This is a genomic window from Novosphingobium olei, assembly GCF_012927405.1.
GTDB lineage: Bacteria > Pseudomonadota > Alphaproteobacteria > Sphingomonadales > Sphingomonadaceae > Novosphingobium > Novosphingobium olei.
On sequence record NZ_JABBGM010000001.1, the window covers coordinates 279,381 to 302,795 of the forward strand.

The 23,415-nt window shown below is 66.6% G+C and carries 23 protein-coding genes, 1 tRNA gene and 1 pseudogene; 17 read left to right on the forward strand and 8 right to left on the reverse strand.

The annotated features are described in order from the left end of the window. Positions 1–187 precede the first annotated feature (187 nt). The 6 genes from HHL27_RS01235 (at position 188) to HHL27_RS01260 (ending at position 7,312) form a co-directional block, all read left to right on the forward strand. Positions 188–886, forward strand: coding sequence for a TonB family protein (locus HHL27_RS01235; protein WP_338114795.1), 699 nt, complete (start codon positions 188–190; stop codon positions 884–886). Between the two features lie 173 nt (positions 887–1,059). Beyond that, positions 1,060–3,453: a glycosyltransferase family 4 protein gene (locus HHL27_RS01240; RefSeq protein ID WP_169491557.1), complete on the forward strand. Its 2,394-nt coding sequence runs from the start codon at positions 1,060–1,062 to the stop codon at positions 3,451–3,453. After that, on the forward strand, positions 3,440–4,717 hold the full coding sequence (locus tag HHL27_RS01245) for a glycoside hydrolase family 130 protein (RefSeq protein WP_169491558.1): 1,278 nt from the start codon (positions 3,440–3,442) through the stop codon (positions 4,715–4,717). The genes HHL27_RS01240 and HHL27_RS01245 overlap by 14 nt, the downstream gene beginning before the upstream one ends. 46 nt (positions 4,718–4,763) lie before the next feature. Further along, positions 4,764–5,804: a mannose-1-phosphate guanylyltransferase gene (locus HHL27_RS01250; RefSeq protein ID WP_169491559.1), complete on the forward strand. Its 1,041-nt coding sequence runs from the start codon at positions 4,764–4,766 to the stop codon at positions 5,802–5,804. 7 nt (positions 5,805–5,811) lie between these two features. Next, complete coding sequence (locus tag HHL27_RS01255) at positions 5,812–6,627, forward strand: cupin domain-containing protein (RefSeq protein ID WP_169491560.1); 816 nt, start codon at positions 5,812–5,814, stop codon at positions 6,625–6,627. Between the two features lie 241 nt (positions 6,628–6,868). Continuing rightward, entirely contained in the window at positions 6,869–7,312 is a 444-nt protein-coding gene (locus tag HHL27_RS01260) for a DUF2721 domain-containing protein (protein ID WP_169491561.1), read from the forward strand. Positions 7,313–7,323: 11 nt separating this feature from the next. On the opposite strand, the gene HHL27_RS01265 is transcribed toward HHL27_RS01260, so the two are convergent. The 3 genes from HHL27_RS01265 to HHL27_RS01275 are packed head-to-tail and all read right to left on the reverse strand — an operon-like array spanning position 7,324 to position 9,595. After that, positions 7,324–7,629, reverse strand: coding sequence for a polyhydroxyalkanoic acid system family protein (locus HHL27_RS01265; RefSeq protein WP_169491562.1), 306 nt, complete (start codon positions 7,627–7,629; stop codon positions 7,324–7,326). Further along, the gene (locus tag HHL27_RS01270) at positions 7,626–8,387 is read right to left on the reverse strand and encodes a hypothetical protein (RefSeq protein WP_169491563.1); all 762 of its coding nucleotides are present in this window, start codon (positions 8,385–8,387) and stop codon (positions 7,626–7,628) included. Before HHL27_RS01270 ends, HHL27_RS01265 begins: the two co-directional genes overlap by 4 nt. Further along, positions 8,387–9,595, reverse strand: a complete 1,209-nt coding sequence (locus HHL27_RS01275; RefSeq protein WP_169491564.1) for a toxic anion resistance protein — start codon at positions 9,593–9,595, stop codon at positions 8,387–8,389. The genes HHL27_RS01270 and HHL27_RS01275 overlap by 1 nt, the downstream gene beginning before the upstream one ends. A gap of 219 nt (positions 9,596–9,814) precedes the next feature. Here HHL27_RS01275 and bla point away from each other — a divergent pair, with 219 nt between their 5' ends. Then, positions 9,815–10,741 (forward strand): class A beta-lactamase, encoded by a 927-nt coding sequence (gene bla / locus HHL27_RS01280; RefSeq protein ID WP_206069309.1) that lies wholly within the window; start codon positions 9,815–9,817, stop codon positions 10,739–10,741. Next, on the forward strand, positions 10,738–11,451 hold the full coding sequence (locus HHL27_RS01285) for an SDR family NAD(P)-dependent oxidoreductase (protein ID WP_206069310.1): 714 nt from the start codon (positions 10,738–10,740) through the stop codon (positions 11,449–11,451). The genes bla and HHL27_RS01285 overlap by 4 nt, the downstream gene beginning before the upstream one ends. Before the next feature lie 492 nt (positions 11,452–11,943). Here the strand turns inward: HHL27_RS01285 and HHL27_RS01290 are convergent, their stop codons facing one another. Then, positions 11,944–13,701 carry a fatty acyl-AMP ligase gene (locus HHL27_RS01290; RefSeq protein WP_169491565.1) on the reverse strand — a complete coding sequence of 586 codons (1,758 nt, stop codon included), beginning with the start codon at positions 13,699–13,701 and terminating at the stop codon, positions 11,944–11,946. 149 nt (positions 13,702–13,850) lie between these two features. Between HHL27_RS01290 and HHL27_RS01295 the strand changes: the two genes are divergently transcribed. The 4 genes and pseudogenes from HHL27_RS01295 to HHL27_RS01310 form a co-directional block, all read left to right on the forward strand. Next, positions 13,851–14,435: a RecX family transcriptional regulator gene (locus tag HHL27_RS01295; RefSeq protein WP_169491566.1), complete on the forward strand. Its 585-nt coding sequence runs from the start codon at positions 13,851–13,853 to the stop codon at positions 14,433–14,435. After that, on the forward strand, positions 14,419–14,949 hold the full coding sequence (locus HHL27_RS01300; protein WP_169491567.1) for a DUF192 domain-containing protein: 531 nt from the start codon (positions 14,419–14,421) through the stop codon (positions 14,947–14,949). Before HHL27_RS01295 ends, HHL27_RS01300 begins: the two co-directional genes overlap by 17 nt. A 97-nt stretch (positions 14,950–15,046) precedes the next feature. Then, positions 15,047–15,472 (forward strand): NADH:ubiquinone oxidoreductase subunit NDUFA12, encoded by a 426-nt coding sequence (locus tag HHL27_RS01305; RefSeq protein ID WP_169491568.1) that lies wholly within the window; start codon positions 15,047–15,049, stop codon positions 15,470–15,472. After that, a pseudogene (locus HHL27_RS01310) lies at positions 15,472–15,882 on the forward strand (DUF2155 domain-containing protein); the annotation flags it as partial. The gene HHL27_RS01305 and the pseudogene HHL27_RS01310, both read left to right, overlap by 1 nt. A gap of 35 nt (positions 15,883–15,917) precedes the next feature. Here the strand turns inward: HHL27_RS01310 and aat are convergent. Next, positions 15,918–16,700: a leucyl/phenylalanyl-tRNA--protein transferase gene (aat, locus tag HHL27_RS01315; RefSeq protein WP_206069311.1), complete on the reverse strand. Its 783-nt coding sequence runs from the start codon at positions 16,698–16,700 to the stop codon at positions 15,918–15,920. A 69-nt stretch (positions 16,701–16,769) separates the two neighbouring features. On the opposite strand from aat, the gene HHL27_RS01320 reads away from it, so the two are divergent. The 3 genes from HHL27_RS01320 (at position 16,770) to nusG (ending at position 17,924) form a co-directional block, all read left to right on the forward strand. Next, positions 16,770–16,845: transfer RNA gene (locus HHL27_RS01320), tRNA-Trp, on the forward strand. Positions 16,846–17,167: 322 nt separating this feature from the next. Continuing rightward, entirely contained in the window at positions 17,168–17,362 is a 195-nt protein-coding gene (secE, locus tag HHL27_RS01325; protein ID WP_169491569.1) for a preprotein translocase subunit SecE, read from the forward strand. Positions 17,363–17,387: 25 nt separating this feature from the next. Further along, positions 17,388–17,924, forward strand: coding sequence for a transcription termination/antitermination protein NusG (gene nusG / locus HHL27_RS01330; RefSeq protein ID WP_169491570.1), 537 nt, complete (start codon positions 17,388–17,390; stop codon positions 17,922–17,924). A gap of 21 nt (positions 17,925–17,945) precedes the next feature. Here the strand turns inward: nusG and HHL27_RS01335 are convergent, their stop codons facing one another. Beyond that, a complete protein-coding gene (locus HHL27_RS01335) occupies positions 17,946–19,043 on the reverse strand; it encodes a glycosyltransferase family 4 protein (RefSeq protein ID WP_169491571.1) in 1,098 nt (365 codons plus the stop codon). A gap of 202 nt (positions 19,044–19,245) precedes the next feature. On the opposite strand from HHL27_RS01335, the gene rplK reads away from it, so the two are divergent. Both rplK and rplA read left to right on the forward strand, forming a co-directional pair. Next, positions 19,246–19,677 carry a 50S ribosomal protein L11 gene (gene rplK / locus HHL27_RS01340; RefSeq protein WP_169491572.1) on the forward strand — a complete coding sequence of 144 codons (432 nt, stop codon included), beginning with the start codon at positions 19,246–19,248 and terminating at the stop codon, positions 19,675–19,677. Positions 19,678–19,681: 4 nt separating this feature from the next. Beyond that, positions 19,682–20,383: a 50S ribosomal protein L1 gene (rplA, locus tag HHL27_RS01345; protein ID WP_169491573.1), complete on the forward strand. Its 702-nt coding sequence runs from the start codon at positions 19,682–19,684 to the stop codon at positions 20,381–20,383. Between the two features lie 87 nt (positions 20,384–20,470). On the opposite strand, the gene HHL27_RS01350 is transcribed toward rplA, so the two are convergent. Both HHL27_RS01350 and HHL27_RS01355 read right to left on the reverse strand, forming a co-directional pair. Next, positions 20,471–22,786 (reverse strand): FdhF/YdeP family oxidoreductase, encoded by a 2,316-nt coding sequence (locus HHL27_RS01350; protein WP_169491574.1) that lies wholly within the window; start codon positions 22,784–22,786, stop codon positions 20,471–20,473. 1 nt (position 22,787) lies between these two features. Next, positions 22,788–23,408 carry a hemerythrin domain-containing protein gene (locus tag HHL27_RS01355; RefSeq protein WP_169491575.1) on the reverse strand — a complete coding sequence of 207 codons (621 nt, stop codon included), beginning with the start codon at positions 23,406–23,408 and terminating at the stop codon, positions 22,788–22,790. Positions 23,409–23,415: the final 7 nt, after the last annotated feature.

The window sequence follows — 23,415 nt, forward strand, 5'->3', positions numbered from 1 at the left end:
TTAACCCGGTTTGGTCCGTTGCAGCAAACCGCACATCGCATTTTCCGCAGATTGAGTCCGATCCGGTCTGTTCAGAGTGAAAAAATCGTCTTCTCATAGTGAGTTGGTTCAGGCGGCCGAACCCGATTCGTTTTCGGCGCCCAACGCCTTTGCCAGCGCGGACCAGTTGGGGCGACGCCCCCGCGCCGTGGCTTTTGCTCTTGTCGTCATCGTTCACTTCGGACTCGCGCTTATCGTGTTGCGCGGATTGAGCGCGGCAGGGTTGTTGCCCGAACCTGCGCGGTCGGTGCTGGTGGCAACCGATGTCGCGCTTGTCGAACCCGCGCCCAGCCCCACGCCGACCCCAAGCGCAACGCCTGTGACCTCGCGGCAGGAGCAGGGCAGGGAGGGCGCAGCAGCGCGCAAGGCCAAGGCGACGCAGGTCGTCGCGCCAAAGCCCCGCCTGCCTGTATCCTCTCCGGTCAACGCCGCGCCGGCTGCCTCCACCGGCAACGATACCCGGTCAGGCGCCAGCGCGGCAGGCGATGCCACCGGGGGCGGTTCGGCCGGCGCCGGCACGGGCAGCGGTGGTACGGGCAATGGTGCGGGTGGACGGTATGTCGCCACGCGGCCAGTCAAGGTCGCCGGCGATATCACCTCGGCGCGCGATTATCCGCGCGAAGGGCGCGATGGCCGGATCGGGCGCAGCGTGGTGATCCTGCTGACGGTTGGAACCGATGGGCGGGTCGCCGGTTGCAGGGTCTATCGGCCCAGCGGCGATCCTTCCGCCGATGCCATCACCTGCAAGCTCGCCACGGACCGCTTCCGCTTCCGGCCGGCCCTCGATCAGAACGGTGTTCCCGTCGAAGCGACCTTCGGCTGGGAGCAGCGCTGGTTCGCGCCCTGATTGCTGCACAAGCGAGCAATATGTCTTTTGTTTCAACCCTTGAAATGAAGGATAAATGCGACAAAATCTCCATGAGGAAGCCAAATCTTGCTGCATCGCGGCGCAACTGAATCGCGTTTGCGGCGTTTGGTTCATCGTACGCACAGTTTCTGGACATTCGGGGCCTGCTATCGATGACGATCGAACATCACATTGCTTTCGGCCGCCAGCGCCAGCTGACCGGCTCTGCGGCCGTTCTGCCTTTCTTTGCCGAATCGCCCGCCAACATCCCCCAGGCTGTCGCCCAGCCCCTGCGTCTGGCGCTGATCGGCGGGTTCCGCCCGCGCAAGTGCGGGATCGCCACCTTCACCACCGACCTGTTCGAACAGATCGGTCTGCATCGCAGTGACGTATCGGTCGATCTCCATGTGATCGACAGCCCCAGCGACCCGCACGCCTATCCCGACGCGCGCAGCGTGATCCGCGCCGATTCGGTTGAGGACTACCGGATCGCCGCGCGCCGCATCAACGAAGACGGCGTGGATGCGGTCTGGCTTCAGCATGAATACGGCATCTTCGGTGGTGAGGCTGGCGACATGGTGCTCGATCTGATCGATCGAGTCGCCGCGCCGCTGATCGTCACGCTCCACACCGTCCTGGCGGAACCGAGCGCCGACCAGCGCCGCGTGCTTGATCACATCCTGCGTCGCGCCAGCCGGATCATGGTGATGAGCCGGCATTCCTGTGGGCTTCTCGCGCGGGAATATGGCGTCGATCCGGCGCGCATCGCGGTGATCCCGCATGGCGCCCCCGATCGGCCCTTCGGCCGCACCGAAGCCTTCAAGGCCCGCCTCGGCCTGTCGGATCGCCCGGTGATGATGACATTCGGCTTGCTGGGCCCGGGCAAGGGGCTCGAAACGATGATCGAGGCGCTGCCCGCGATCGTTTCGGAGCATCCGCAAGCGATCTATCGGATCGTCGGCGCCACGCACCCCAACCTCGTCGCCAGCGAAGGCGAAGCCTATCGCGACCGCCTGGTCGCGCTCGCCGAAAAGCTTGGCGTTGCCGGCAACATCGTGTGGGACAACCGCTTCCTCGACACCGATGAACTGCTCGACGCGATCGAGGCTTGCGACATCTATGTCACGCCCTATCCCAACCTCCAGCAGTCGACATCGGGCACGCTCAGCTATGCCGTCGCGCTGGGCAAGGCGGTCGTGTCCACCCCTTACGTCCATGCGACCGAACTGCTGTCCGATGACGTCGGCATGCTCGTGCCGCCGCGTTCGGCAGACGCGCTGGCCGATGCGGTCAACGCGCTGCTCGGCGATCCTGACCGGCTTTCGGCGATGCAGCGCCGCGCCTACGCCCGCGGTCGCGAAACGATCTGGCCCCGCTTTGCCGAAGCCACCGCCGGCCTGGTCGAGGACGTGGCCGTCGCCAGCGTGAAGCCGGCCAACGTGCTTGCCACGCCCGGCTTTACCGGCGTACGGGCGATGAGCGACGATACCGGCATGTACCAGCATGCCATCGGCATCGTCCCCGATCGCCGCCACGGCTACTGCATAGACGACAACGTCCGCGCGCTGATCCTGATGGGCGAGGCGGACGCGGTGCCGCTGGCCGAACGCCAGCGCTGGGCCACGGTCTACGCCTCCTTCATCCAGTATGCCTGGAACCCTGACGAGCGCCGCTTCCGCAACTTCATGGCGTTCGACCGGACGTGGTGCGAAAGCATCGGTTCGGAAGACAGCAACGGCCGCACCCTGTGGGCGCTGGGCCACGCCATCGGCCACGCGCCCGATGCGGGCCTGCGGGCCTGGGCGCGCCAGTGGTTCGATATAGCCGCCGGCCCGCTGTCCGAGGTGTCCTATCCGCGCGCCACGGCCTTCACCATGCTCGGCGCGATCGAGGCGCTCAAGGTTCTGCCCGACGATGCACAGGCGCGGGACATCGTGCTGCGCGGCGCGGACATGCTGCACCGCCTGCTTCAGGCCGAGCGCCGGCCCGACTGGGCCTGGTTCGAAACCGTTCTCGGCTATGACAACCCGCGCATGCCGCAGGCGCTGATCGAGGCGGCGCGGCTGATGGATCGGCCCGATTGGCTCGAAAGCGGGCTCGATTCGCTGCGCTTCATCTGCCGCCAGCAGATTTCCGCCAGCGGCCGCTTCCGCGCAATCGGGTCGGAAACCTTCCACCGCCCGTTCGAATCGATGCCGTTCGACCAGCAACCGCTCGAAGCCTGGGCTGCAATCGATGCCTGCGCCGTCGCCTGGGATGCGACTGGCGACAAGGCCTGGCTCGATCATGCGGAGGCTGCCTACCGCTGGTATCTTGGCGAAAACGACCGCGGCGTTGCTCTGGGCGATATCGCTTCGGGCCGTTGCCGTGATGGCATTACACCCCAGGGCGCGAACGAGAATTGCGGCGCGGAATCGATTCTGGCATTCCAGCTTTCATATTACGCGATGCAGGCGCTGGCCCGGCGCGCACGGCCAAGGGGCCGTCCGACCGAAACGGCACGAATCCTGGGGAGTGCACTTGTCGACCGACCGCAGCAGGACGCACACCAGCTTGCGAATTCTTGACGAACGTCTGCATGCCGATCCTTCGCGGGTAGTCCTGCGGCCATTCCATCTGGGATGGTCGTCGGACACCGCGCAAGGATCGCGCCCGGCGCGCCTCGTTGCCGACATTCTTGCCCTTCCGCACAGGGAGGCGGCGGAGGAGTACGTGCGCGTGCTCGCCGATTTCGAGGAGCGTCATTGGCAGACCGAGCAGCTTTTCCTCGAACGCTATAGCGAAGTGGAGGAACGCCTCTGCCTTGATGGCGATGCGATCGACACTGTCCGCAAGAAGCTGATCGGCGCCTATTTCTGCCATGAATACACTTATGCCGCCGCCGCGCTGATGAACCCCAGCGTGGTGCCGCATCCCGATCAGTCGGGCATGACCGGCGGCGCTGTCCGCTTCGTGATGAGCTTGCGCGCGGTGGGCGAGGGTCACATCAGCTCGATCGTGTTCCGCGAAGGCATCGCCCATGCCGACGGCACCTTCCAGCTCTGGCCGCAGAGCCACTTCGCCACCGCGATGGGAATCGACGATACCTCGTTGGTCGACGCCGACAGTGCCGTCACCGTGCACCGGCATGCCGAGTCCAGCCTGTCCAACTCGGTGATCTTTCCGATCACCGAACAACAGAAGGGCGGGCTCGAGGACTTGCGGCTGGTGCGCTTCGATCATGGGGCCGGCGATTTCGAATGGGTGGGCACCTATACCGCCTATTCGGGCAGCTCGATCCGCTCCGAACTGCTGCGCACCCGCGATTTTCGCGAATTCGTGCTCGAACCGATCGAAGGCCGCGCTGGACGGAACAAGGGCATGGCGCTGTTCCCGCAGAAGGTGAACGGCCGCTACTGCATGGTCGGGCGGCAGGATGGGAAGAACCTGTTCCTGATGTATTCGGACCGGCTCGATTGCTGGGACGATGACGGCGTCCTGCTGATGGAGCCGAAGTACCCTTGGGAATTCGTCCAGATCGGCAATTGCGGTGCTCCGATCCTCACCGAAGCGGGTTGGCTCCTGCTAACCCACGGCGTTGGCGCGATGCGCAAGTACGCGCTCGGCTGCGCCCTGCTCGATCGCGACGATCCGTCGAAGGTGATCGCTCGCAGTCGCACACCCTTGTTGACCGCGATCGATGCCGACCGTTTCGGATATGTCCCGAATGTGGTCTACACCTGTGGCGCTTTGAAGGTGGGCGAAACGCTGCTGGTTCCCTATGGTATCTCCGACAGTGCCGTCGGGTTCGCCACGACGACAATCGCGGAAATTTTGCAACTGATGGAATAACCCTCTGATTTTTCAGAAGGGTATGCGTGGAAAAAGACGGGATTTCATGAACGACATCATTCCGGTTGTGCTCTGCGGTGGTAGCGGAACGCGCCTTTGGCCCCGCTCGCGCAAGGCCAAGCCCAAGCCTTTCCTGCCGCTGGTCGGCGATTCCACCCTGTTCGAAGCCACCGTGCTGCGCTGCGACAAGGCTGCCGGTTTCGGCGATCCGGTGATCGTCACCGGTGCCGCCCATCTCGAACATGTCGAAGAACAGCTGCCCGACCGGGCGAGCACGCAGATCATCGTCGAGCCTGAAGGCAAGAACACCGCCGCCGCCATCGCGCTCGCCGCGCTGCGCCTGCCCGAAGACGCGGTCATGCTGGTCTGCCCCAGCGATCATCACATCGGCGATTGCGATGCCTTCCAATCCGCCGCGCGCGAAGCCGCCGCGCTCGCCGCGAACGGCTGGCTGGTCTCGTTCGGCATCGCGCCGACCGCGCCCGAAACCGGCTTCGGTTATCTCAAGCGCGGCGAGGCGATCGAGGGCACGGCCGGCGCCCGCGTCGAGAAGTTCGTCGAAAAGCCCGATCTCGACCGCGCGCTCGAATTCCTCAGCCACGGCGGCTATTCGTGGAACGGCGGCATCTTCGCCTTCCGCGCCGGCACGTTCCTCGATGAGCTCAAGGCCCACCGCCCGGCCATCCACGACGCGGTCAAGGCTTCGGTCGATGCGGGCAGCGCCGATGGGATGCGCTTCCATCCCGATCCCGCCGCCTTCGCCAGGATCGAAAGCGAATCCGTCGATTACGCGGTGATGGAGAACACCAGCCGCGCCGCGATGGTCCCCGCCGTCATGGCCTGGTCCGATATCGGCAACTGGCAGGCGCTGCACGAAGCGCTCGACCGCGACGAAGCGGGCAACGCGGTGAAGGGCCCTGCCGAACTCAAGGACTGCACCAACGTCCTCGTCCATTCCGACGGCCCGCGCGTCAATGTCGTCGGCGCCTCGAACCTGATCGTTGTGGTCGACAAGGACGAAGTGCTGGTCTGCACGCCCGAGGGCGCTCAACTCGTCGGCAAGCTGCACGGCGCCGCCAATCAGTGAGGGGCCAGTGAGCAAGCTTCCCATCCGCACCGTCGAAAAGCCCTGGGGCAAGGACGTCCTGCCCGCGCCCTTCGTCGCGCCCGAAGGCCAGCGGATCGGGGAGATCTGGTTCGAACCGCCGGCCGATGTGCCCTCGCTGCTGGTCAAGTACATCTTCACCAGCGAAAAGCTTTCGGTCCAGGTCCATCCCAGCGACGAACAGGCCGCTGCTTCGGGCGAAACCGAGGCCACCGGCTATGGCGGCAAGGAAGAATGCTGGCTGGTGATCGATGCCGAACCCGGCGCCACGCTCGGCGTCGGCTTCACCGGGCCGGTCGATGCTGAAACCATGCGCGCCGCCGCGCTCGATGGCAGCATCGAGGACATGCTGGTCTGGCACCCGGTCAAGCCCGGCGATTTCTTCTACATCCCGGCGAACACCGTCCACGCCATCGGCGCGGGCGTCTCGCTGATCGAGATCCAGCAGAACTCGGACATCACCTACCGCCTTTACGACTACGGCCGCCCGCGCGAACTCCATCTCGACAAGGGCATTGCCGTGTCGAAGGGCGAAAAGCTCGATCCTGCCTTGCGCAAGCACATTCCCGCGCACGGCACCGTCGAACTCGCCAGTGGCAAGTACTTCACCGCTCATCGCGTCGAAGGCCTGCCCGACGACGTATTGCGCGCCGCCTATGCGGGGCCCCTGCTGGTCATCCCGCGCGAAGGCGAAGTGCGCCTTGGCGACGATGTGCTCCAGCCCGGCGACTGCGCATCGGCCCCCGGCCTCGACGCGCTGACACTTCCCGCAGACGGCCAGTACATCCTCGTCCGCGCCGCCTGACCGGCCAACGCGCACTCAGCCAATCCCCGTCCGCCCTGAGCTTGTCGAAGGGCTGCTCTTCACTTGCGCCGGTGCACAAGGCCCAAAGGACAAGGACGGTCCTTCGACAGGCTCAGGACAGACGGGATTCGATGGGGAGCACCGGTCCAAGATCGGCCAGAGGCTTCCAGCCCTTCCGTGCCATCCTCATTCGTATCCGCAACCCTTGCGAAGCCGTGCATTTGCGGCAAAACGTGAAGGCATGATCGCCCAGACCATCCAGCTGGCATTGGCGCCGGTGTTCGTCCTCGTCGCCATCGGCAATATCATGAACATCCTCACCACCCGGCTTGGTCGCGTCGTCGATCGCTCGCGCACGCTGCAGCAGCTTCACGCCGACACGACCGGCGAAGCGCACGATGCCGTGGTGATAGAGATCCGCTATGTCGATCGCCGTATCCAGCTGATCGGCCACGCACTGCTGCTGCTGGTGTTGAGCGGCATCGCCATCGGCATCACCGTGGGCACGCTGTTCGTGGGCGAAATGGCGGGCCGTGAATTCCGCACCGCCACCGGCATCAGCTTCTTCATCGCCATCGCGCTGCTGATGGTGGCGCTGATCTACCTGCTGCTCGAAACGCGGCTGGTGTCGAGCACGCTCCGCCTGCCGCAGGCGCTGCTAGAACTGCACCGCCGCGACATCTGATACCCGCCGCGTCAGCGCAGCAGCTTGTCGCCCTTTTCGCGGATCGCACCTTCGATCATGCCCCGCGCAAAGCCGAGCCCTGCGGGGATCTCGACGTCGAACTCGATCGCCTTGTCCTGGATTTCCAGCGCGCAGGGGATGGCAAAGCCCATCGCGCTGACGTCCATCTTCAGGTGGTCCTCGTCCAGCCAGGTCATCTGGATCGACACCGCCCCGCCCAGCATGTCCGAAGCCTTGCCCTCGGCCTCGCCAGCGCGGGCGTGCAGGCGGCGGCGGACTTCTTCCTTGCCGAGCGTATGGGGGATCGAAATCTTCACGACGGTTCCTTGGGGGCTGCCAGTTGCGGCGCGGCTTCAAGCCCTTCGCCGTACTTGTAGTCAAGATAGCGCCCGCGCACGGCCAGCGCGTCGAGGTCGCCCGCGGCCAGATTGCGGCTGATCTCGTCGATTTCCTGGCTGATCTTGCCAAGGCCGTCGACCAGCTGCTCGTCGGCATCGCGGCCGCCGCGCTGCTCTTTGCGCAAGTGCGGCGGGATCTTGCGCCAGCTTTCGACCATGCCGGGCAGGTGCTCGCCCACTAGCCGCCGCACTTCGCCGACCGGCGCCAGCGACCCGTCCAGCCCTTCGAGCTGAACCCCCAGCCCATCCAGCTGCACGCCGATGCGGTCGACCAATGACACCGCCGGCGCGGGCAGGGCCGGGCGCTGCGCTTCGAGCCACAGCTCGGTTCGCGCCACCAGCGTGCGCGCATCGCCCGTGTTGAGCGAGGCAAGGTCGGGCACTTTCAACCGGGGATAGGTCGAAAAGAACCAGATCGCCGCCAGCACGGCGAAGAACGTCACGACCAGCCCCGTAAAGCCGATCCCGTCGATCACCAGCCCGGCGACCATCGCGCCCAGCAGCACCACCGAAACCGCCATGGCCACGCGCGCCACCTTGCGGCCGATGTGCCGCCTGCGCACTTCGGCAGAACGCTGTCCGATCGCGCGGCCGGTTACCCGCCGCCCGCCCTCGCGCTGGCGCACCAGCGACTGGCGCGCCTCGGCCAGGATGCGGTCACTCTGCGAAGCGCTCATCAGCCCTCCAGCGACAGCAGCGGCGATGTTTCAGGGCCGCCAAGCGACTTCGCTTGCGCCGCGCCTTCGGCCCGCGCGATATAGCCCTTCGATTTCTCGACTTCGCCCGAAAGCGTGTCCACGGTCTGCTTCATCGCGTCCAGCGCCTTCAGCTTGAACGTGTCGATCGTGTCCATCGTGTCGTAGATGTTCTGGAACGCGCGCTGCAGCGTCTCCATCGGGATGGTGCTCGACGCCGCCATCTCGTGGATCTTGCCGGTGTTCTCGCGCAGCAGCTTGCCGGTGCTGTCGATGATGTTGGCGGTGGTGGTGTTGAGCGCGGTGATCTGCGCCAGCACCAGCCGCTGGTTGGTCATCGCCTGCGCCACGGTCACTGCCGTGCGCAGCGCCGCCACGGTGGTCGTGCTGGCGCGGTCGACGCCCTTGACCAGTTCGACGTTGTTCTTCTTGACCAGATCGAGCGCCAGGTAGCCCTGCACCGTCACTGCCATCTGCGTCAGCAGGTCCTGCGTGCGCTGGCGGGTATAGAACAGCGCGCTCTCGCGGATCGCCTTGGCCTTGGCCGGATCGCTGTGGTCAAGATCGAGCGCCGCATCCTCCAGCCGCTGGTCCAGCACCTTGGAGATGTGGATCATCTGCTCCAGGTTGCCCATCGCCTCCCACAGCTTCTGCCGTTCGACGTCGATGGCGGCATTGTCCATCAGCAGCTCGTCCTTGCCGGACGCGAGCCGTTCGAGGATCGCCTTGATGTGCCCCTGCGCCGATGTGTAGCCGTCGAAATAGCGCTTCAGCTTGTTGCCGAAGGGCAGGATGCCCAGGAACTTGCGGCCTGAAGACAGGTTGCCCTGCCGGCCGGGATCGAGGTCCTCCACCGTGCGGCGTAGCGCGGCAAGGTCCGCGCCCACGCCCGTGTCCTTGTCCATCGCGCGGATCGGCCGGTCGAGGAACCGGTTCGACATGCCCGCCGCCGCGCTGATCTCCTTGCGCCCCATCGCGGTCAGCTGGTCCACGCGCTTGCCGAATTCCGGGCTCTGCGCATCCTGCGCAACCAGGTCGGTGACGAAGGCATCCACCTTGGCCTCGAGCTTGGACTTGGCATCGTCGCTCACCGGCACCAGCCCCGCGGCCTGCGTCGGCGCGACCACCGGCACCGGATCGGGCGGGGTCAGGGTGATGGGAGATGCGGTCTCGGTCGCGGTACTGGCCATGGTGTTCCTGTCGCTCGCACAATGGGCGGGTTGCGCCCAAGATGACCGTCCCCGCGCTGCGGTGCAAGCTGTGTTGTCGATGCAATACAGCCGTTGGTCGATTGGCGCGCCCACTTTTCCCGAGCGCCCCGGGCCACCCACCGTCCGCCCAAGCTCAGGTCGACGGGAAGCTGGCGCCTCGCCCTTTCTTCCTCTCGCCACCGGCGATACGCTCCCCCCATGCCGGATCCCATGCTCGACCGTCGCCGCTTCGCCCTGTTGATCGCTGCGCTTGCCGCCACGCCCGCCTTGGCGCGGGAAAGGGCGCCCAGGCCCCCCAAGCCCTTCCACGGCATCCAGATGCTCGGACGGCTCGAACGCAGTGCGGGCGGCAGGCTCGGCGCGTACATTCTCGATACCGGCACCGGGCAGGGCTTCGGCTGGCGCGAGGACGAACGCTTCGGCATGTGCTCCACCTTCAAGCTGAGCCTTGCCGCGCTCACCTTGCGCGAAGTCGATGCCGGCCGCCTCCCCGCCGACGAACGCCTCGTCTGGTCGCTGCTCGACCTGCTGCCCAACTCGCCCGTCACCGGCGCCGCCAGCGGCCCGCAGGGCCTGACCGTCGTCGCGCTGGCACAGGCGGCGCAGCAGACCAGCGACAACCTTGCCGCCAACATGGTGATGAAGCGCCTCGGCGGCCCCGAAGCGCTCACCGCCTTCTGGCGTTCGCTGGGCGATACCGTGAGTCGGCTGGACCGCTACGAGACCGCGCTCAACATCGTGCCCGCTGGCGAGGTTCGGGATACGACCTCGGCCCGCGCCATCACGACGAGCCTTGCGCAAGTCCTCGCCGGCAATGTGCTCACCCCTGCCTCGCGGGACATGTTGCTGCGCTGGATGAGCGAGACCACCACAGGTCTGAAGCGCATCCGCGCGGGTGTGCCGGCCGACTGGCGCAGCGGCGACAAGACGGGCACGTATATGGCACCGGGAATGTACAGCAAGATCAACGACATCGCCATTCTGTTCCCCCCGGGCAAGGCGCCATTGCTCGCCACCGCGTTCTATGAACCGGCAGACGCGCCGCAGGACATCCGCCCGCAGGACGAAGCCGTGCTGGCCGCCGTGGGCCGGATCGCCGCCGACCGGAACGCGTGGAAGCGATGAACCTGCGCTGCGCGGTCTTCGGCGCCAGCGGCGGCATCGGCGCCGCGCTGGTGGACGCACTGGCCGCGCGGGAAAACGTCGCCGAAGTCTGGGCCGGATCACGAGGAGGGCACGGGGATCACGGCAAGGTTCGCGGCTTCGCCTTCGATCTCACCGACGAAGCCAGCGTCGCCGCCGCCTGCGCCCGCATCGCCGCGCCGCTCGATATCGCCATCGTCGCCACCGGCCGCCTTACGCTGGCGGACGGCACTGGCCCGGAAAAATCCTACCGCGCGCTCGATGGCGCACACCTTGCCGAAAGCTTCGCGATCAACACCATCGGCCCGGCCATCATCGCCAGGCACGTCCTGCCATTGCTTCCGCGAGACCGGCGCGCCGTGTTCGCCGCGCTCTCGGCGCGCGTCGGCTCGATTGCGGACAATCGGCTCGGCGGCTGGCACGGCTACCGCGCCGCCAAGGCCGCGCTCAACATGCTGATCCGCAACTTCGCCATCGAACTTTCCCGCACCCACCGCGAAGCCGTGGTCGTGGCCCTGCATCCCGGCACCGTGGACACCGGCCTTTCCGCCCCGTTCCAGAAGGGCGTCGCGCCTGAAAAGCTGTTCACCCCGGCCTATTCCGCCGAGCGCCTGCTCGCTGTGCTCGACGGCCTCGGCGCAGCGGACACCGGCAAGCTCTACGCCTGGGACGGCGCCGAAGTGCCGTTCTGATCCTCCTCGGCACGGGCAGGAGCGCGACGGAAAACAGCCCAGCCTACACCACCGTCACCCCGGGCCTGACCCGGGGTCCCGCTGCCCTCTCCAACCCCAATTTCGGCGACCAAAAGCGGGACCCGGATCAAGTCCGGGGTGACGAAGCGGGGATGAAGTCAGTAAGCGAAATCCGAGTGTTGCGTATACATACTGTGCCCACAACATGTTTCCAACTCGCCCTGACCCATGTCCTACAGCGCATCTCCTGCCTAAAATGCGCCCATGCCCGCCAGCCCTCTCCCGATAAATCAGCAACTTGGTCGAACCGATCGGCCAGGCCACGGCGCGCGCCCCCGTCGGCAGGGGCAAATTGACACTTTCCCCTTTGTGGTCTGTCAACTTTGTCAACTTGGCCGATTTAGGAAGGCCCTTCAACGCCCCCGCCTCAACGAAAATCGGCAGGGGTTGCCCCCTGCCGACTCGGTGTTTCGCAATGGTGTTGAAGCGTGTTCAGGCGGCGAGCTGGTAGGGCTCGATCTCGCCGGCAAGGTACAGCTTCTTCGCCTTGGCGCGGCTCAGCTTGCCCGAGCTGGTGCGCGGCAGCGTGCGCGGCGGCACCAATTCGACCACGCAGTTCATGCCGGTGATCGAACGCACCTTCTCGCGGATCTCGTTGCGCAGCTTCACCCGCTCTTCGGGATCGGACACGCGGCAGTGGACCAGCACGGCGGGTGCTTCCTCGCCATTCTCGGTCTCGACCGAGAACGCGGCGATGTCGCCCTGGTGGAAGCCCGGCAGCTGTTCCACGGCCCACTCGATATCCTGCGGCCAGTGGTTCTTGCCGTTGATGATGATCATGTCCTTGGCCCGGCCGACGATGAACAGGTAGCCGCCTTCGTTGACGTAACCCATGTCACCGGTGTCGAGCCAGCCGTCGACCATGCAGGCCTCGGTCGCTTCGGGATCGCGGAAGTACGAGTGCATGACCGAGCTGCCCCGGCACCACACCTTGCCGATGTGGTGGTGGGCAAGGATCTCGCCGTTCTCGCCGCGCACTTCCACTTCCATGCCGCGCACCGGAACGCCACAGTTGACGATGGCGCGGTAGCGGGCAGGGCGGGACAGGTCGCGCGGGGTGCCCGACAGGCGCTCTTCCTCGACCAGTTCGACGCGGATGCCTTCGCCCGGCGGCATGATGGTGACGGCCAGCGTCGCTTCGGCAAGGCCGTAGCTCGGCAGGAAGGCGCTCGCCTTGAACCCGGCGCCGGCAAAGGCATTGACAAAGCCCTGCATCACGTCGGGGCGGATCATGTCCGCGCCGTTGCCCGCCACGCGCCAGCGCGAAAGGTCGAAGCGTTCGGCCACATTGGTCTGGCTCGAGATGCGGCGCGCGCAGATGTCATAGCCGAAGGTGGGGGAGTAGGAGAGCGTCGTGCCCTGGTTGCGGCTGATGAGGTCGAGCCAGGCCAGTGGACGGCGGGCGAAGTCCTCGGTCTTGAGATAGTCGACCGAAACCTGGTTGGCGATCGGCGAGAGGAAGCAGCCGACGAGGCCCATGTCGTGATACCACGGCAGCCAGCTGACGCACCGGTCGCCGACATCGATCTCCATGCCGTGCGAATGGCCGGCCAGGTTGGCCATCAGCGCGCGATGGGTCACGGCTACGCCATGGGGGAAGCGGGTCGAACCGCTCGAATACTGCAGATAGCTGATCGCGTCGGGATCGGGCGTCGGCAGCGGCGCATCGCTGGGGGCGACAGCATCGAATTCGGCCCACGACAGGCCGGGGCAGCCCTGCCGCGCGGCGGCGGCGGCGCACATCTCGGCGATCTCGCCGGGATAGACCAGCATCCTGGGGTCAGAGCTGCCGAGCTGGACGGCCAGCTGATCGATGTAGTTTTCCTTGCCGCCGAAGCTTGTCGGCAGCGGCAGCGGCACCGGCCAGGCGCCCGCATACATCGCCCCGCAGAACAGCGCGGCAAATTCGGGGCCGGTCTCGGCGATCAGCGCGACGCGGTCGCCCGGCTGCACGCCGTGGGCGATCAGGCGGTGCGCGGCGACCAGCGCATCGGCGCGCAGTTCGCTGAACGGATAGACGCGGGCAAGTTGTCCACGCGGATCGTGGAAGTTGAATCCGCGTTCTCCATTCGCCGCATAGTCGAGCGCCTCGCAAAAGGTGTCGAAGTCGGCGTAACGGCGCGGCTGCGCATCGTCGTTGGGAGTCGGAATAAGGGCCGCCTTCTCGGCGACGGAACCTTGAACGGTCATGCGATACCCCGAATTCTTGTCGTTACCTTGCGAACCCTCTCTGCGCTCGCAGGTGAATGGTCCATGACTGTCTTCACCCGCCATCGCGCGCATCGGCGGCATCGGCAGGCACCGTTCTCATTTAGTGCGGACTGTGGCACGAATATGGCGTGGATGAAGGCACCCCCTCCTCGCAGCGCCCCGATCGGTCGGCCAGGCGCGCCCCGCGCCCGCTCGATGCCGCCCGGCTTGACGAACTCGCGCTGGCCTATGTCGCCCGGTTCGCCACCAGCGCGGGCAAGCTGGCCGATTACCTCAAGCGCAAGCTGCGCGAACGGGGGTGGGAAGGGGAGGAAGCGCCCGACGTTGCCGCCATCGTGGCGCGGATGGTGGCGCTGCGCTATGTCGACGATGCCGTCTTTGCCCGCGCCAAGGGGCAGGGCCTGCTGCGCCGAGGCTATGGCGCGCGGCGGATCGGGCAGGCGCTGGGCGCGGCCGGAATCGGCGAAGGGCTTCGCGATGATGGGCTCGGCTCGGCGCGCGAACGGCGCGAAGCCGCGCTGGTCATGGCGCGCAAGCGGCGGTTCGGGCCGTTCGGGCGCGATTCAGGCGGGGGGCGCCACGATCCCGCCGCGCGCGAAAAGCAGGTGGCGGCCATGCTGCGCGCCGGCCACCCCCTTGCCAGCGCGCGGGCCATGGTCGATGCTCGCACCATCGAAGAAGCGGAAAGTTGGGTTGATGAAGATTTCGACTAGGTTCGTGTCACTGGCGCTTGTCGCCGGGATTGCCGGCGCGCTGGCGGCCTGTTCGCCCGCCGATGCGCGGCAGGGCGCGGCCAAGGCCGTGGCCGCAGCGCCCGCATCGGCACCCGATGGGGCGACGCAAAAGGTCAGCGCCGCCGGGCTCAAGGTCATCCCGCTGACCGCAGTGACGGCCGCAGGGCGCCATGCCTTCACCGTCGAAGTCGCCGAAACCCTGCCGCAGCAGGAACGCGGGCTGATGTTCCGCAAGGTGATGGGCGCGGACGAAGGCATGATCTTTCCTTACGATCCGCCGCAGCGCGTGGCCTTCTGGATGAAGAACACGATCCTTCCGCTCGACATCATCTTCATCGGTCCGGACCACCGCGTGATCAACATCGCCGCCGATGCGGTGCCCTATGACCTGACCCCGCTGCCCGCCGACGCGCCGGCTGCCGCCGTGCTGGAGCTGAACGCCGGGCGTGCGAAGGAACTCGGCATCGGGCCCGGCACGCTGGTGGAATGGTAAGCGGAATGGCAAGCGCGGCGCTCGTGCCGGTTAAGGGTGGCATAGGGCGCATCCTGCGCTTGCCGACTCCCCCCGTTCGCGGCTAAGCGCAGGGCCCATGAGCATCCTCGGCAAGATCTTCACCTGGTGGGACGGCGCCACCTTCGGCACCATGCTCGACAGCGCGCGCAATGGCGAGCAGGTCGGCACCGACGCACAGGGCAACAAGTACTACCGCGCGAAGAAGCCCTATCCCAAGGGCCACCCCTTCGCCGGCCGCGAACGCCGCTGGGTGATCTACAACGGCCCGAACGATGCCAGCCGCGTGCCGGCCGAATGGCACGGCTGGCTGCACGGCAGCTTCGACGGCGTGCCCGAAAGCAACCTGCCGCCGCCGCGCATCTGGGAAGTGGACTACACCCCCAACGCCACCGGCACGTCGGCCGCCTATCGCCCGCAGGGCGCGCTCGAGCGCGGCGGCAAGCGCGCTGCGGCCACCGGCGACTACGAAGCCTGGTCTCCCGAAGCGTCGCCAGAAGCCTGATGTTCCGCGCCGCCAAGCCGGCATTCGTGCTGCTGCTCGGCGCGGCGGTGGTTTCCGGGTGCAAGGGCCAGGAAGAGGCCGCCCCTCCGCCCGAAGCGACGCAGACCGCGGGTCCTGCGGCATCTGCCAGCGGCGTGGTCGAAAGCGAATACGGCACCCCGGTCAAGGACCGCGTGGCAACGCTCGGCTTCCTCAACAAGCGCAACAACATCACCCAGGACCTGGTCCTGCGCACCGGCGAATCGCGCCGCATCGGCAATGCCATCGTCCGGCTCGCCACTTGCGAGAAGACCGCGCCGTGGGAAGACCCGCCCGAAACCGGCGCGTTCGTCCAGCTCTATGTCGAAGAGCGCGCGACCACCCAGGAAAAGCTCAGCTGGAAGAAGGTCTTCTCGGGCTGGCTGTTCCGCAATTCGCCCTCGCTCAACGTGGTCCAGCACCCGGTCTATGACGTGTGGGTCAAGGACTGCGCGATGAAGTTCCCGGGCGAGGAGGACAGTCCCGCCGCGCCCGCATCGTCGAGCAGCGCGGCAAAGCCCTCGGGCACGCCCGCCCCGTCGGCAAAGCCCGCCGCGCCGGCGGCGGATGAAGACGCACCGGCCGAAGAACCGCCGCCCGCGTAAGGCCGGCCCAGCGCCTGCGCCAGCAGGGCGGTGTACTGCGACTGCGGGATCTCCACCGCGCCCAGCGACATCAGGTGCGGCGTGGAAAACTGGCAGTCGAGCAGTTCCATGCCCGAACGCCGCATCGCCGCGACCAGCCAGGCGAGCGCCACCTTCGACGCATCGGCCACCCGGCTGAACATGCTTTCGCCGCAGAACACGCGGCCGAAGCCCACGCCATAGAGTCCGCCGACCAGCTGCAACCGGCCATCTTCGCCCGCCACCCAGCTTTCGATCGAGTGGGCATGGCCCAGGCGGTGCAATTCGCGATAGCTTTCGCGGATGCGGCGGCTGATCCAGCTGTCGTCGGCCCCTTCGCGCGGCGCGGCGCAGGCATCGATCACGGCATCGAACGCGGCGTTGCAGGTGACGGTGAAGCGCCCGCGCCGCAGCGTGCGGGCGAGCGATTTCGACAGGTGGAAGCCTTCAAGCGGCAGGATCGCGCGCTGGCGCGGTTCGACCCAATAGATTTCGGGATCGTCGCGGCTGTCCGACATCGGGAAGATGCCGGCCCGGTAGGCCCTGAGCAGCAGCTCGGGCGGGATGATCGGGTCCTCGCGGGCCATATCTTACATTTATCGTTGTCAGCCGGTTGCATCGCCTGCGTCAAGCCACTAAGGGCGCGTCTCCGGCACAGGAGTGTAGCTCAGTTGGTAGAGCATCGGTCTCCAAAACCGAGGGCCGTGGGTTCGAGTCCCCCCACTCCTGCCATTGCCGGAACCAGCGCTGCCGCAACGACCGCCTGAGCGGCGTTGCGGCAAGCCGCCGCCGATTTTTCATCCATCATCGTGTTCCGGCGCCCGGCAGCATCGTGCGCAGCGTGGCGCCTGCGCCTCGCGGGGCAGGCCTTGCGCCAGTCGTAGGGCAAAGCGCGCAGGTCCTTGCCATCCTTGGCGCTTGCGACTAAATGACCAGCACTTTCCGACATCGGAACATCGCCAAGCCCCTCCCGGACATGTCCGGGGCGGCGATGTCCCCTAGGCGGAAGGCGTGACCCATTCTTCAGGCAAGCGAAGGCGAGACGGGACAAGCGATGGCCAAGACCACACCCGGCGAATTCATGAACCAGGTCCGCGCCGAAGCGCGCAAGGTCGTATGGCCGACCCGGCAGGAAACGATCACCACCGCGATCTTCGTGGCCGTGATGATGGTGATCCTGTCGGTGCTGTTCCTCGGCATCGACACGGTGTTCGGCTTCATCGTGCAGTGGCTGCTGTCGCTCGCCTGACCCGGTAGAGATCCAAGGAAACGACATGGCCCGCTGGTACATCATCCACGCCTATTCCGGCTTTGAGAACAAGGTTCGCGAATCGATCATCTCGGAAGCCGAGCGCATGGGGCTTTCGCAGCTAGTCGAATCGGTCGAAGTGCCGACCGAGACCGTCACCGAGGTGAAGCGCGGCAAGAAGGTCGCCGTCGAGCGCAAGTTCATGCCCGGCTACGTCCTCGCCAAGCTGACGATGAACGACGACATCTACCACCTCGTCAAGAACACCCCCAAGGTGACCGGCTTCCTGGGCAACAACAACAAGCCGCAGCCGATCTCCGAAAAGGAAGCCGCCCGTTACTTCGGCGCGCGCGAGCAGGCCGCCGCCGAGCCGCGCAAGCATGTCGCGGTCGACTACGAGATCGGCGATTCGGTCAAGGTCAACGCCGGCCCGTTCGCTTCGTTCAACGGCACCGTCGAGGAGCTGGACTTCGAGAAGCAGCGCGTGAAGGTTGCCGTGTCGATCTTCGGCCGCGCCACCCCGGTGGAGCTGAGCTTCGAGGAAGTCGAGCTCGTCAAGTAAGCGCGCACGGCGCGGGCGGGTTCAGGCCCGCCCCGCGCCCGCCGCTGCATAGAGTTCGGCGGTGCGGCGGGCGATGTCCGCCCACGACAAGTCGCCCGTGCGGCGAGCGTGCACCGCCCGTTCCAGCGTTTGCAGCAGGTCCGGTTCTTCGAACAGCCGCCGCCCTGCTTCAGCCAGCGCGGGCACATCGCCCGACGGCACCATCAGCCCCCCATCCTGCACCGCTTCGGCCAGCGCCCCGACGCGCGTGGCGATCACCGGACGGCCCGCGCCATAGGTGCTGGCGATGACGCCGCTTTGCGTGGCATCGCGATAGGGCAGCACCGCTGCGGCCGAGCCGGCGACAAGGCGTTCCAGTTCATCCTGTTCGATCCGCCCCGGCATTCGCGTGATGTTGGGAGCAGCGGCCATGCGCGCGGCAAGGCGCGTGGCTTCGGGCCCGGCGCCGGCGACGAGCAGCTGGACAGGCACGCCCTGGGCCAGCCACAGGTCGTTGGCATCGAGCAGTTCGGCGAGCCCCTTGTAGGCTTCCATCCGGCCGAAGAAGATCAGGCGGCGCGGATCGGGCGCGGTGGGCGCCATTGCGGCGCCGTGGCGGCCGAAGTGCAGGACGCCGTGCGGGATCACCGCGATCCGGTCGCGCCGGGGCCCGGTGCCGGCAAGATCATCGACCAGGCTTTCGCCATGGACGATCAGGCGGTCGCTCGCCGCGCGCAGGGTGGCATAGGCGCGAGCGAAGGTGCGGGCGGCCTTGTCGTCGTTGCCGCTGTGGGGCAGCGGATCGTGCACCGTGGTGACGAACGGCAGCTTGCCGCGCAGCAGCCGGGCGAGTTGCGCCATCGAGCGCGTGGGGTGTTCCTGGACATGGACCACGTCGGGGCGGAAACGGGCGATGTGCCGGGCGCAGAGCGCCGCGATCACCGGCTGCAGCGGGGCAAGGTGATGCGGCACGATGTGCAGCGTGAGGCGGCGGCGCAGCCATTCGAGCGATTCGGGCCGGATCTGGCGGCCGCTGTTGCGGCGGCTGAGCACCAGCATCACATCGTGCCGTTCGGCCAGCGCGACCGCGAGGCTGGCCGCGTAGTCGGCATGGTGCGTGGCGATCAGGGCAATGCGCATCGCGCGCCGGTATCAGGTTCGCGATGACGCGCAAAGCGGCTGTGCGCTTGCGTTTGCGGGACGATGCCGGTAAGGGGCCAGCCTTCGTACGGATTCCCCGCCGGGGCGTCCGCGCGATTCCGCGCGGAAGAGGGGCATTGCTTCTCGCCTGACCGCTCACTCTGAGCCCGCCTTGCGGGCGACAGGAAGAAAGGAGGCCCCTGTGGCCAAGAAGATTGAAGGCTATATCAAGCTGCAGGTTTCTGCAGGCGAAGCCAAGCCCGCGCCGCCGATCGGCCCGGCGCTGGGTCAGCGCGGCGTCAACATCATGGAATTCTGCAAGCAGTTCAACGCTGCCACGCAGGAAGTCGAGAAGGGCACGCCGCTTCCGACCGTGATCACCGTCTACGCCGACCGTTCGTTCACGTTCGTGACCAAGACCCCGCCCGCCACCTTCTTCATCAAGAAGGCCGCCGGCATCAAGTCCGGTTCGAAGACCCCGGGCAAGGCTTCGGGTGGCACGATCAAGCGCTCGCAGCTCGCCGAGATCGCCCAGGCCAAGATGAAGGACCTGAACGCGAACGACATCGAACAGGCCACCAAGATCATCGAGGGTTCTGCCCGTTCGATGGGCCTTGAAGTGGTGGAGGGCTGAGACCATGGCTACCCAGACCAAGAAGCAGAAGGCGCTGGCCGCCAAGCTCGGTGACAACCAGAAGCTGCACGGCATCGACGAAGCGATCCAGCTCCTGAAGGACCTCGGCACCGCCAAGTTCGACCAGACCCTGGAAATCGCGCTGAACCTCGGCGTCGATCCGCGCCACGCCGACCAGATGGTCCGCGGCATGGTCACGCTGCCTTCGGGCACCGGCAAGGACGTGAAGGTTGCCGTGTTCGCCCGTGGCGACAAGGCTGAAGCCGCGCTGGCCGCCGGTGCCGACAAGGTTGGCGCCGAAGACCTGCTCGAGGACATGCAGAACGGCAACCTCGACTATGGCCGCGTGATCGCGACGCCCGACATGATGGGCATCGTCGGCCGCCTCGGCAAGGTGCTGGGCCCCAAGGGTCTGATGCCGAACCCGAAGCTGGGCACCGTCACCCCGAACGTCGCCGATGCGGTCAAGGCTGCCAAGAGCGGCCAGATCGAATTCCGCGTCGAAAAGGCCGGCATCATCCACGGCGGCATCGGCAAGCTCTCGTTCTCGAACGAAGCGCTGCGCGCCAACTTCGACGCGTTCGTCGACGCGATCGTCAAGGCGAAGCCCGCCGGCGCCAAGGGCAAGTACGTCCGCAAGGTCGGCCTGTCCTCGTCGATGGGCCCGGGCATCAAGGTTGACCTGACGGAAGTGCAGGGCGCCTGATCGCCAGACCTGTTCAAGGCACAGACAACAAGGGCCGGGAAGAGCGATCTTCCCGGCCCTTTTGTTTGGCTCGCTCAGGCTTGAACCTCAGGCTTCGACCAGCACCGGCACGCCTTTGCTGGCCGGGGTGTCCGACAGCTTTTCGCGCAAGCCGAGCGGGACCAGCGGGTTGAGTTCCGGAAAGTAGCCGGCGATCGTCCCTGCGGGCAGGTCGTAGGCGACGACCTTGAGCCCTTCGACCGCGCGGCGGGTTTCGGGCTCGATCGCGGTGACCAGCGTAATCCGCTGGCCTTCAGCGAGGCCGAGCCGGGCGATTTCGACGGGGCTGATCAGCGCGATGGTGCGTTCGCCCGAAAGGCCGCGAAGGCGGTCCGAATGGCCGTAGATCGTGGTGTTGAACTGATCGTTGGACCGCAGCGTGACCAGCCGCAGCGCGCCTTCGGGACTGGTGTCGCCCCCGGCGTTGAGCACGGATGGATCGGTGAATTCGGCCTTGCCGCTGTCTGTCTTCCACACGCGGCGGCGGGCATCGTTGCCGCGGAAGAAGCCGCCGGGTTCGTGCATCCGCCGGTCCATGTCGGCGAACTGGTCGGGATAGGTGCGCGCGATCAGGTCGCGGATGCGGGCATAATCACCACGCCATTCGTCCCACAGCCAGCGCGGGTTGAACGGCAGCGTCGCCTTGGCGAGCTCGCACAGGATCGCGGTTTCGCTCAGCAGGTGCTCGCTGGCCGGCTTGCGGCGGCCCATCGAGCTGTAGATGTGGCTGAAGCTGTCCTCCACGCTGACGAACTGGTTGCCGCTCGCCTGGATATCCTCTTCCGAGCGGACGAGGCAGGGTAGGATCCAGCTCTGCTTGCCGGGCAGCAGGTGCGTGTGGTTGAGCCGCGTGGCGATGTGGACGGTGAGGTCCATGTTGCGCCAAGTGGGATGGACGCGCTCGTGATCGGGCACCGCCATGGCGAGGTTGCCGCCCAGACCGACATAGGCGCGGTTGCGCCCGGCGAGCAGCGCTTCGAGGAAGTGGGCGGTGTTGTGCCCGTCCTGCGGCGGGGTTTCGAGGCCGAGCACTTCGCGGTATTTCTCGACCGGGGCGAGCGCGACCTTTTCGGTGATGCCCACGGTGCGCTGGCCCTGCACGTTGGAGTGGCCGCGAATGGGCGAACAGCCCGCGCCCTTGCGGCCGATGTTGCCGCGCAGCAGCAGCAGGTTGACGAGCATGCCGATCGCCTCGCTGCCGTGGACCTGCTGGGTCAGGCCCATGCCGTAGATGCCGATGACGGCCTTGGCTTCGACATAGACCTGGCCCGCCGCTTCCATTTCGGCGCGGGTCACCCCGCTGGCGCGTTCGAGCGCTTCCCAGCTGGTGCCATCGACCTTTGTGCGGAAGGCATCGAAGGCGTGTGTGTGTTCGGCCAGGAAGGCATCGTCGAGCACCGGGGCCTCGCCCGCCGCGCGCGCCGCCGTGTCGCGCGCGAAGACATGCTTGCACACGCCCATCAGCGCGGCGAGATCGCCGCCGGGGCGGACCTGCAGGTAAAGGTGCGCAAGCCGCGTCGCCTTGCCGGTGAGCATCTGCACCGGGCTTTGCGGATTGACGAATTCGACGAGGCCCGCCTCCTTCAGCGGGTTGAAGGCCACGATGCGGCAGCCGCGCTTCACCGCCTGTTGCAGCGGATGGAGGATGCGGGGGGAGTTGGTGCCGGGGTTCTGGCCGAGGTAGAAGATCGCGTCGCAGTGTTCGAAATCGTCGAGCTGGCAGGTGCCGACGGGCGAGCCGATCACCTTCTTGAGCCCGACCGAAGTGGTTTCGTGGCACATGTTCGAGCTGTCGGGCAGGTTGTTGTGCCCCAGCATCCGCGCGAAGGCGGCGTAGAGGTAGCTCGGTTCGAGGGCCGCCTTGCCACTGGCGTAGAACGTTATCGCTTCGGGCGGAATGGTGCGCAACTGGGCACCGATCGCGGCGAAGGCTTCGTCCCAGGTGGTACGGATGTAGCGGTCGGTCGCCGCATCGTAGCGCATCGGTTCGGTGAGGCGGCCTTCGTTTTCGAGATCGTAGGCGCTCAGCGCGCGAAGTTCGGTGACGGTGTGCTGTGCGAAGAAGTCGGGTGTGCAGCGTTCGCGTGTGAGGTCCCACAGGGTGGCCTTGGCGCCGTTTTCGCAGAATTCGAAAGCCGAGGGATTGGGCGGCTTGACCCATGCGCACGATGTGCAGGCGGTGCCGTCCGGCTTGTTGAGGTGGGCCAGCGTTTCGAGCGCGCCCGGCCCCGCCTTTTGCGACAGCTCGGTAGCCGCAATACCCTGCATCGAGCCCCAGCCCCCCGCCGGTTCGGGCACCTCGATGGCGCGGGCTGCGGCCTCGGGGTTGCGGGGGTCTTCGGGACCGCCAGGGGTTACGGTCATGTCAGCCGATTTCCTCGATCTTGAGCTTAGGCTTCATTTCGACGGCGGCCTTTTCCTCGCGCTTGCGGCGTTCGAACACGGCCATCATGTGCTGGCGATCCGCATCGGTGAGGATCTTTTCGCTTTCGACGAACTGTTCCTGCTCCTCCTCGCGGATATGGTGCAGGTATTCCTCGCGCAGCGCCTCGAACCGCTCCATCCACTTGGGCGTGCCCATGTCGCGCGCGGTGAGGTCATCGAGCATCTTGTCGATTTCCTTGTGCTCGGCAACGGCGTGGCGGGCAAACTCGGTGGTTTCGGGGTTGCGCAGCACGGTCGACCACAGCGCCTGTTCCTCGGCGGCGGCGTGGGCCTTGAGTTCGCGCACCAGTTCCGCGAACAGGTTCTGGCGATCCTTGCTCTTGCCATCGGTCGCCTCGATCATGGCCAGCAGGGCGCGATGGCGATCGTGGTCTTCGACCAGGCGTCCGAAGATGTCGGGCAGCCCGCGCAGATCGGTTGCCGGGGTCTGGCCGATGCGCACGGGCACATCGGGCGCGATCTCCTTGGCGAGCGCGATGGCCTCGGCCTTGGCCGTGGCGGGGTCGGTCTTGCGGGGCTTGGGTGAGGCCTTGGTTGCCATGGGGTGT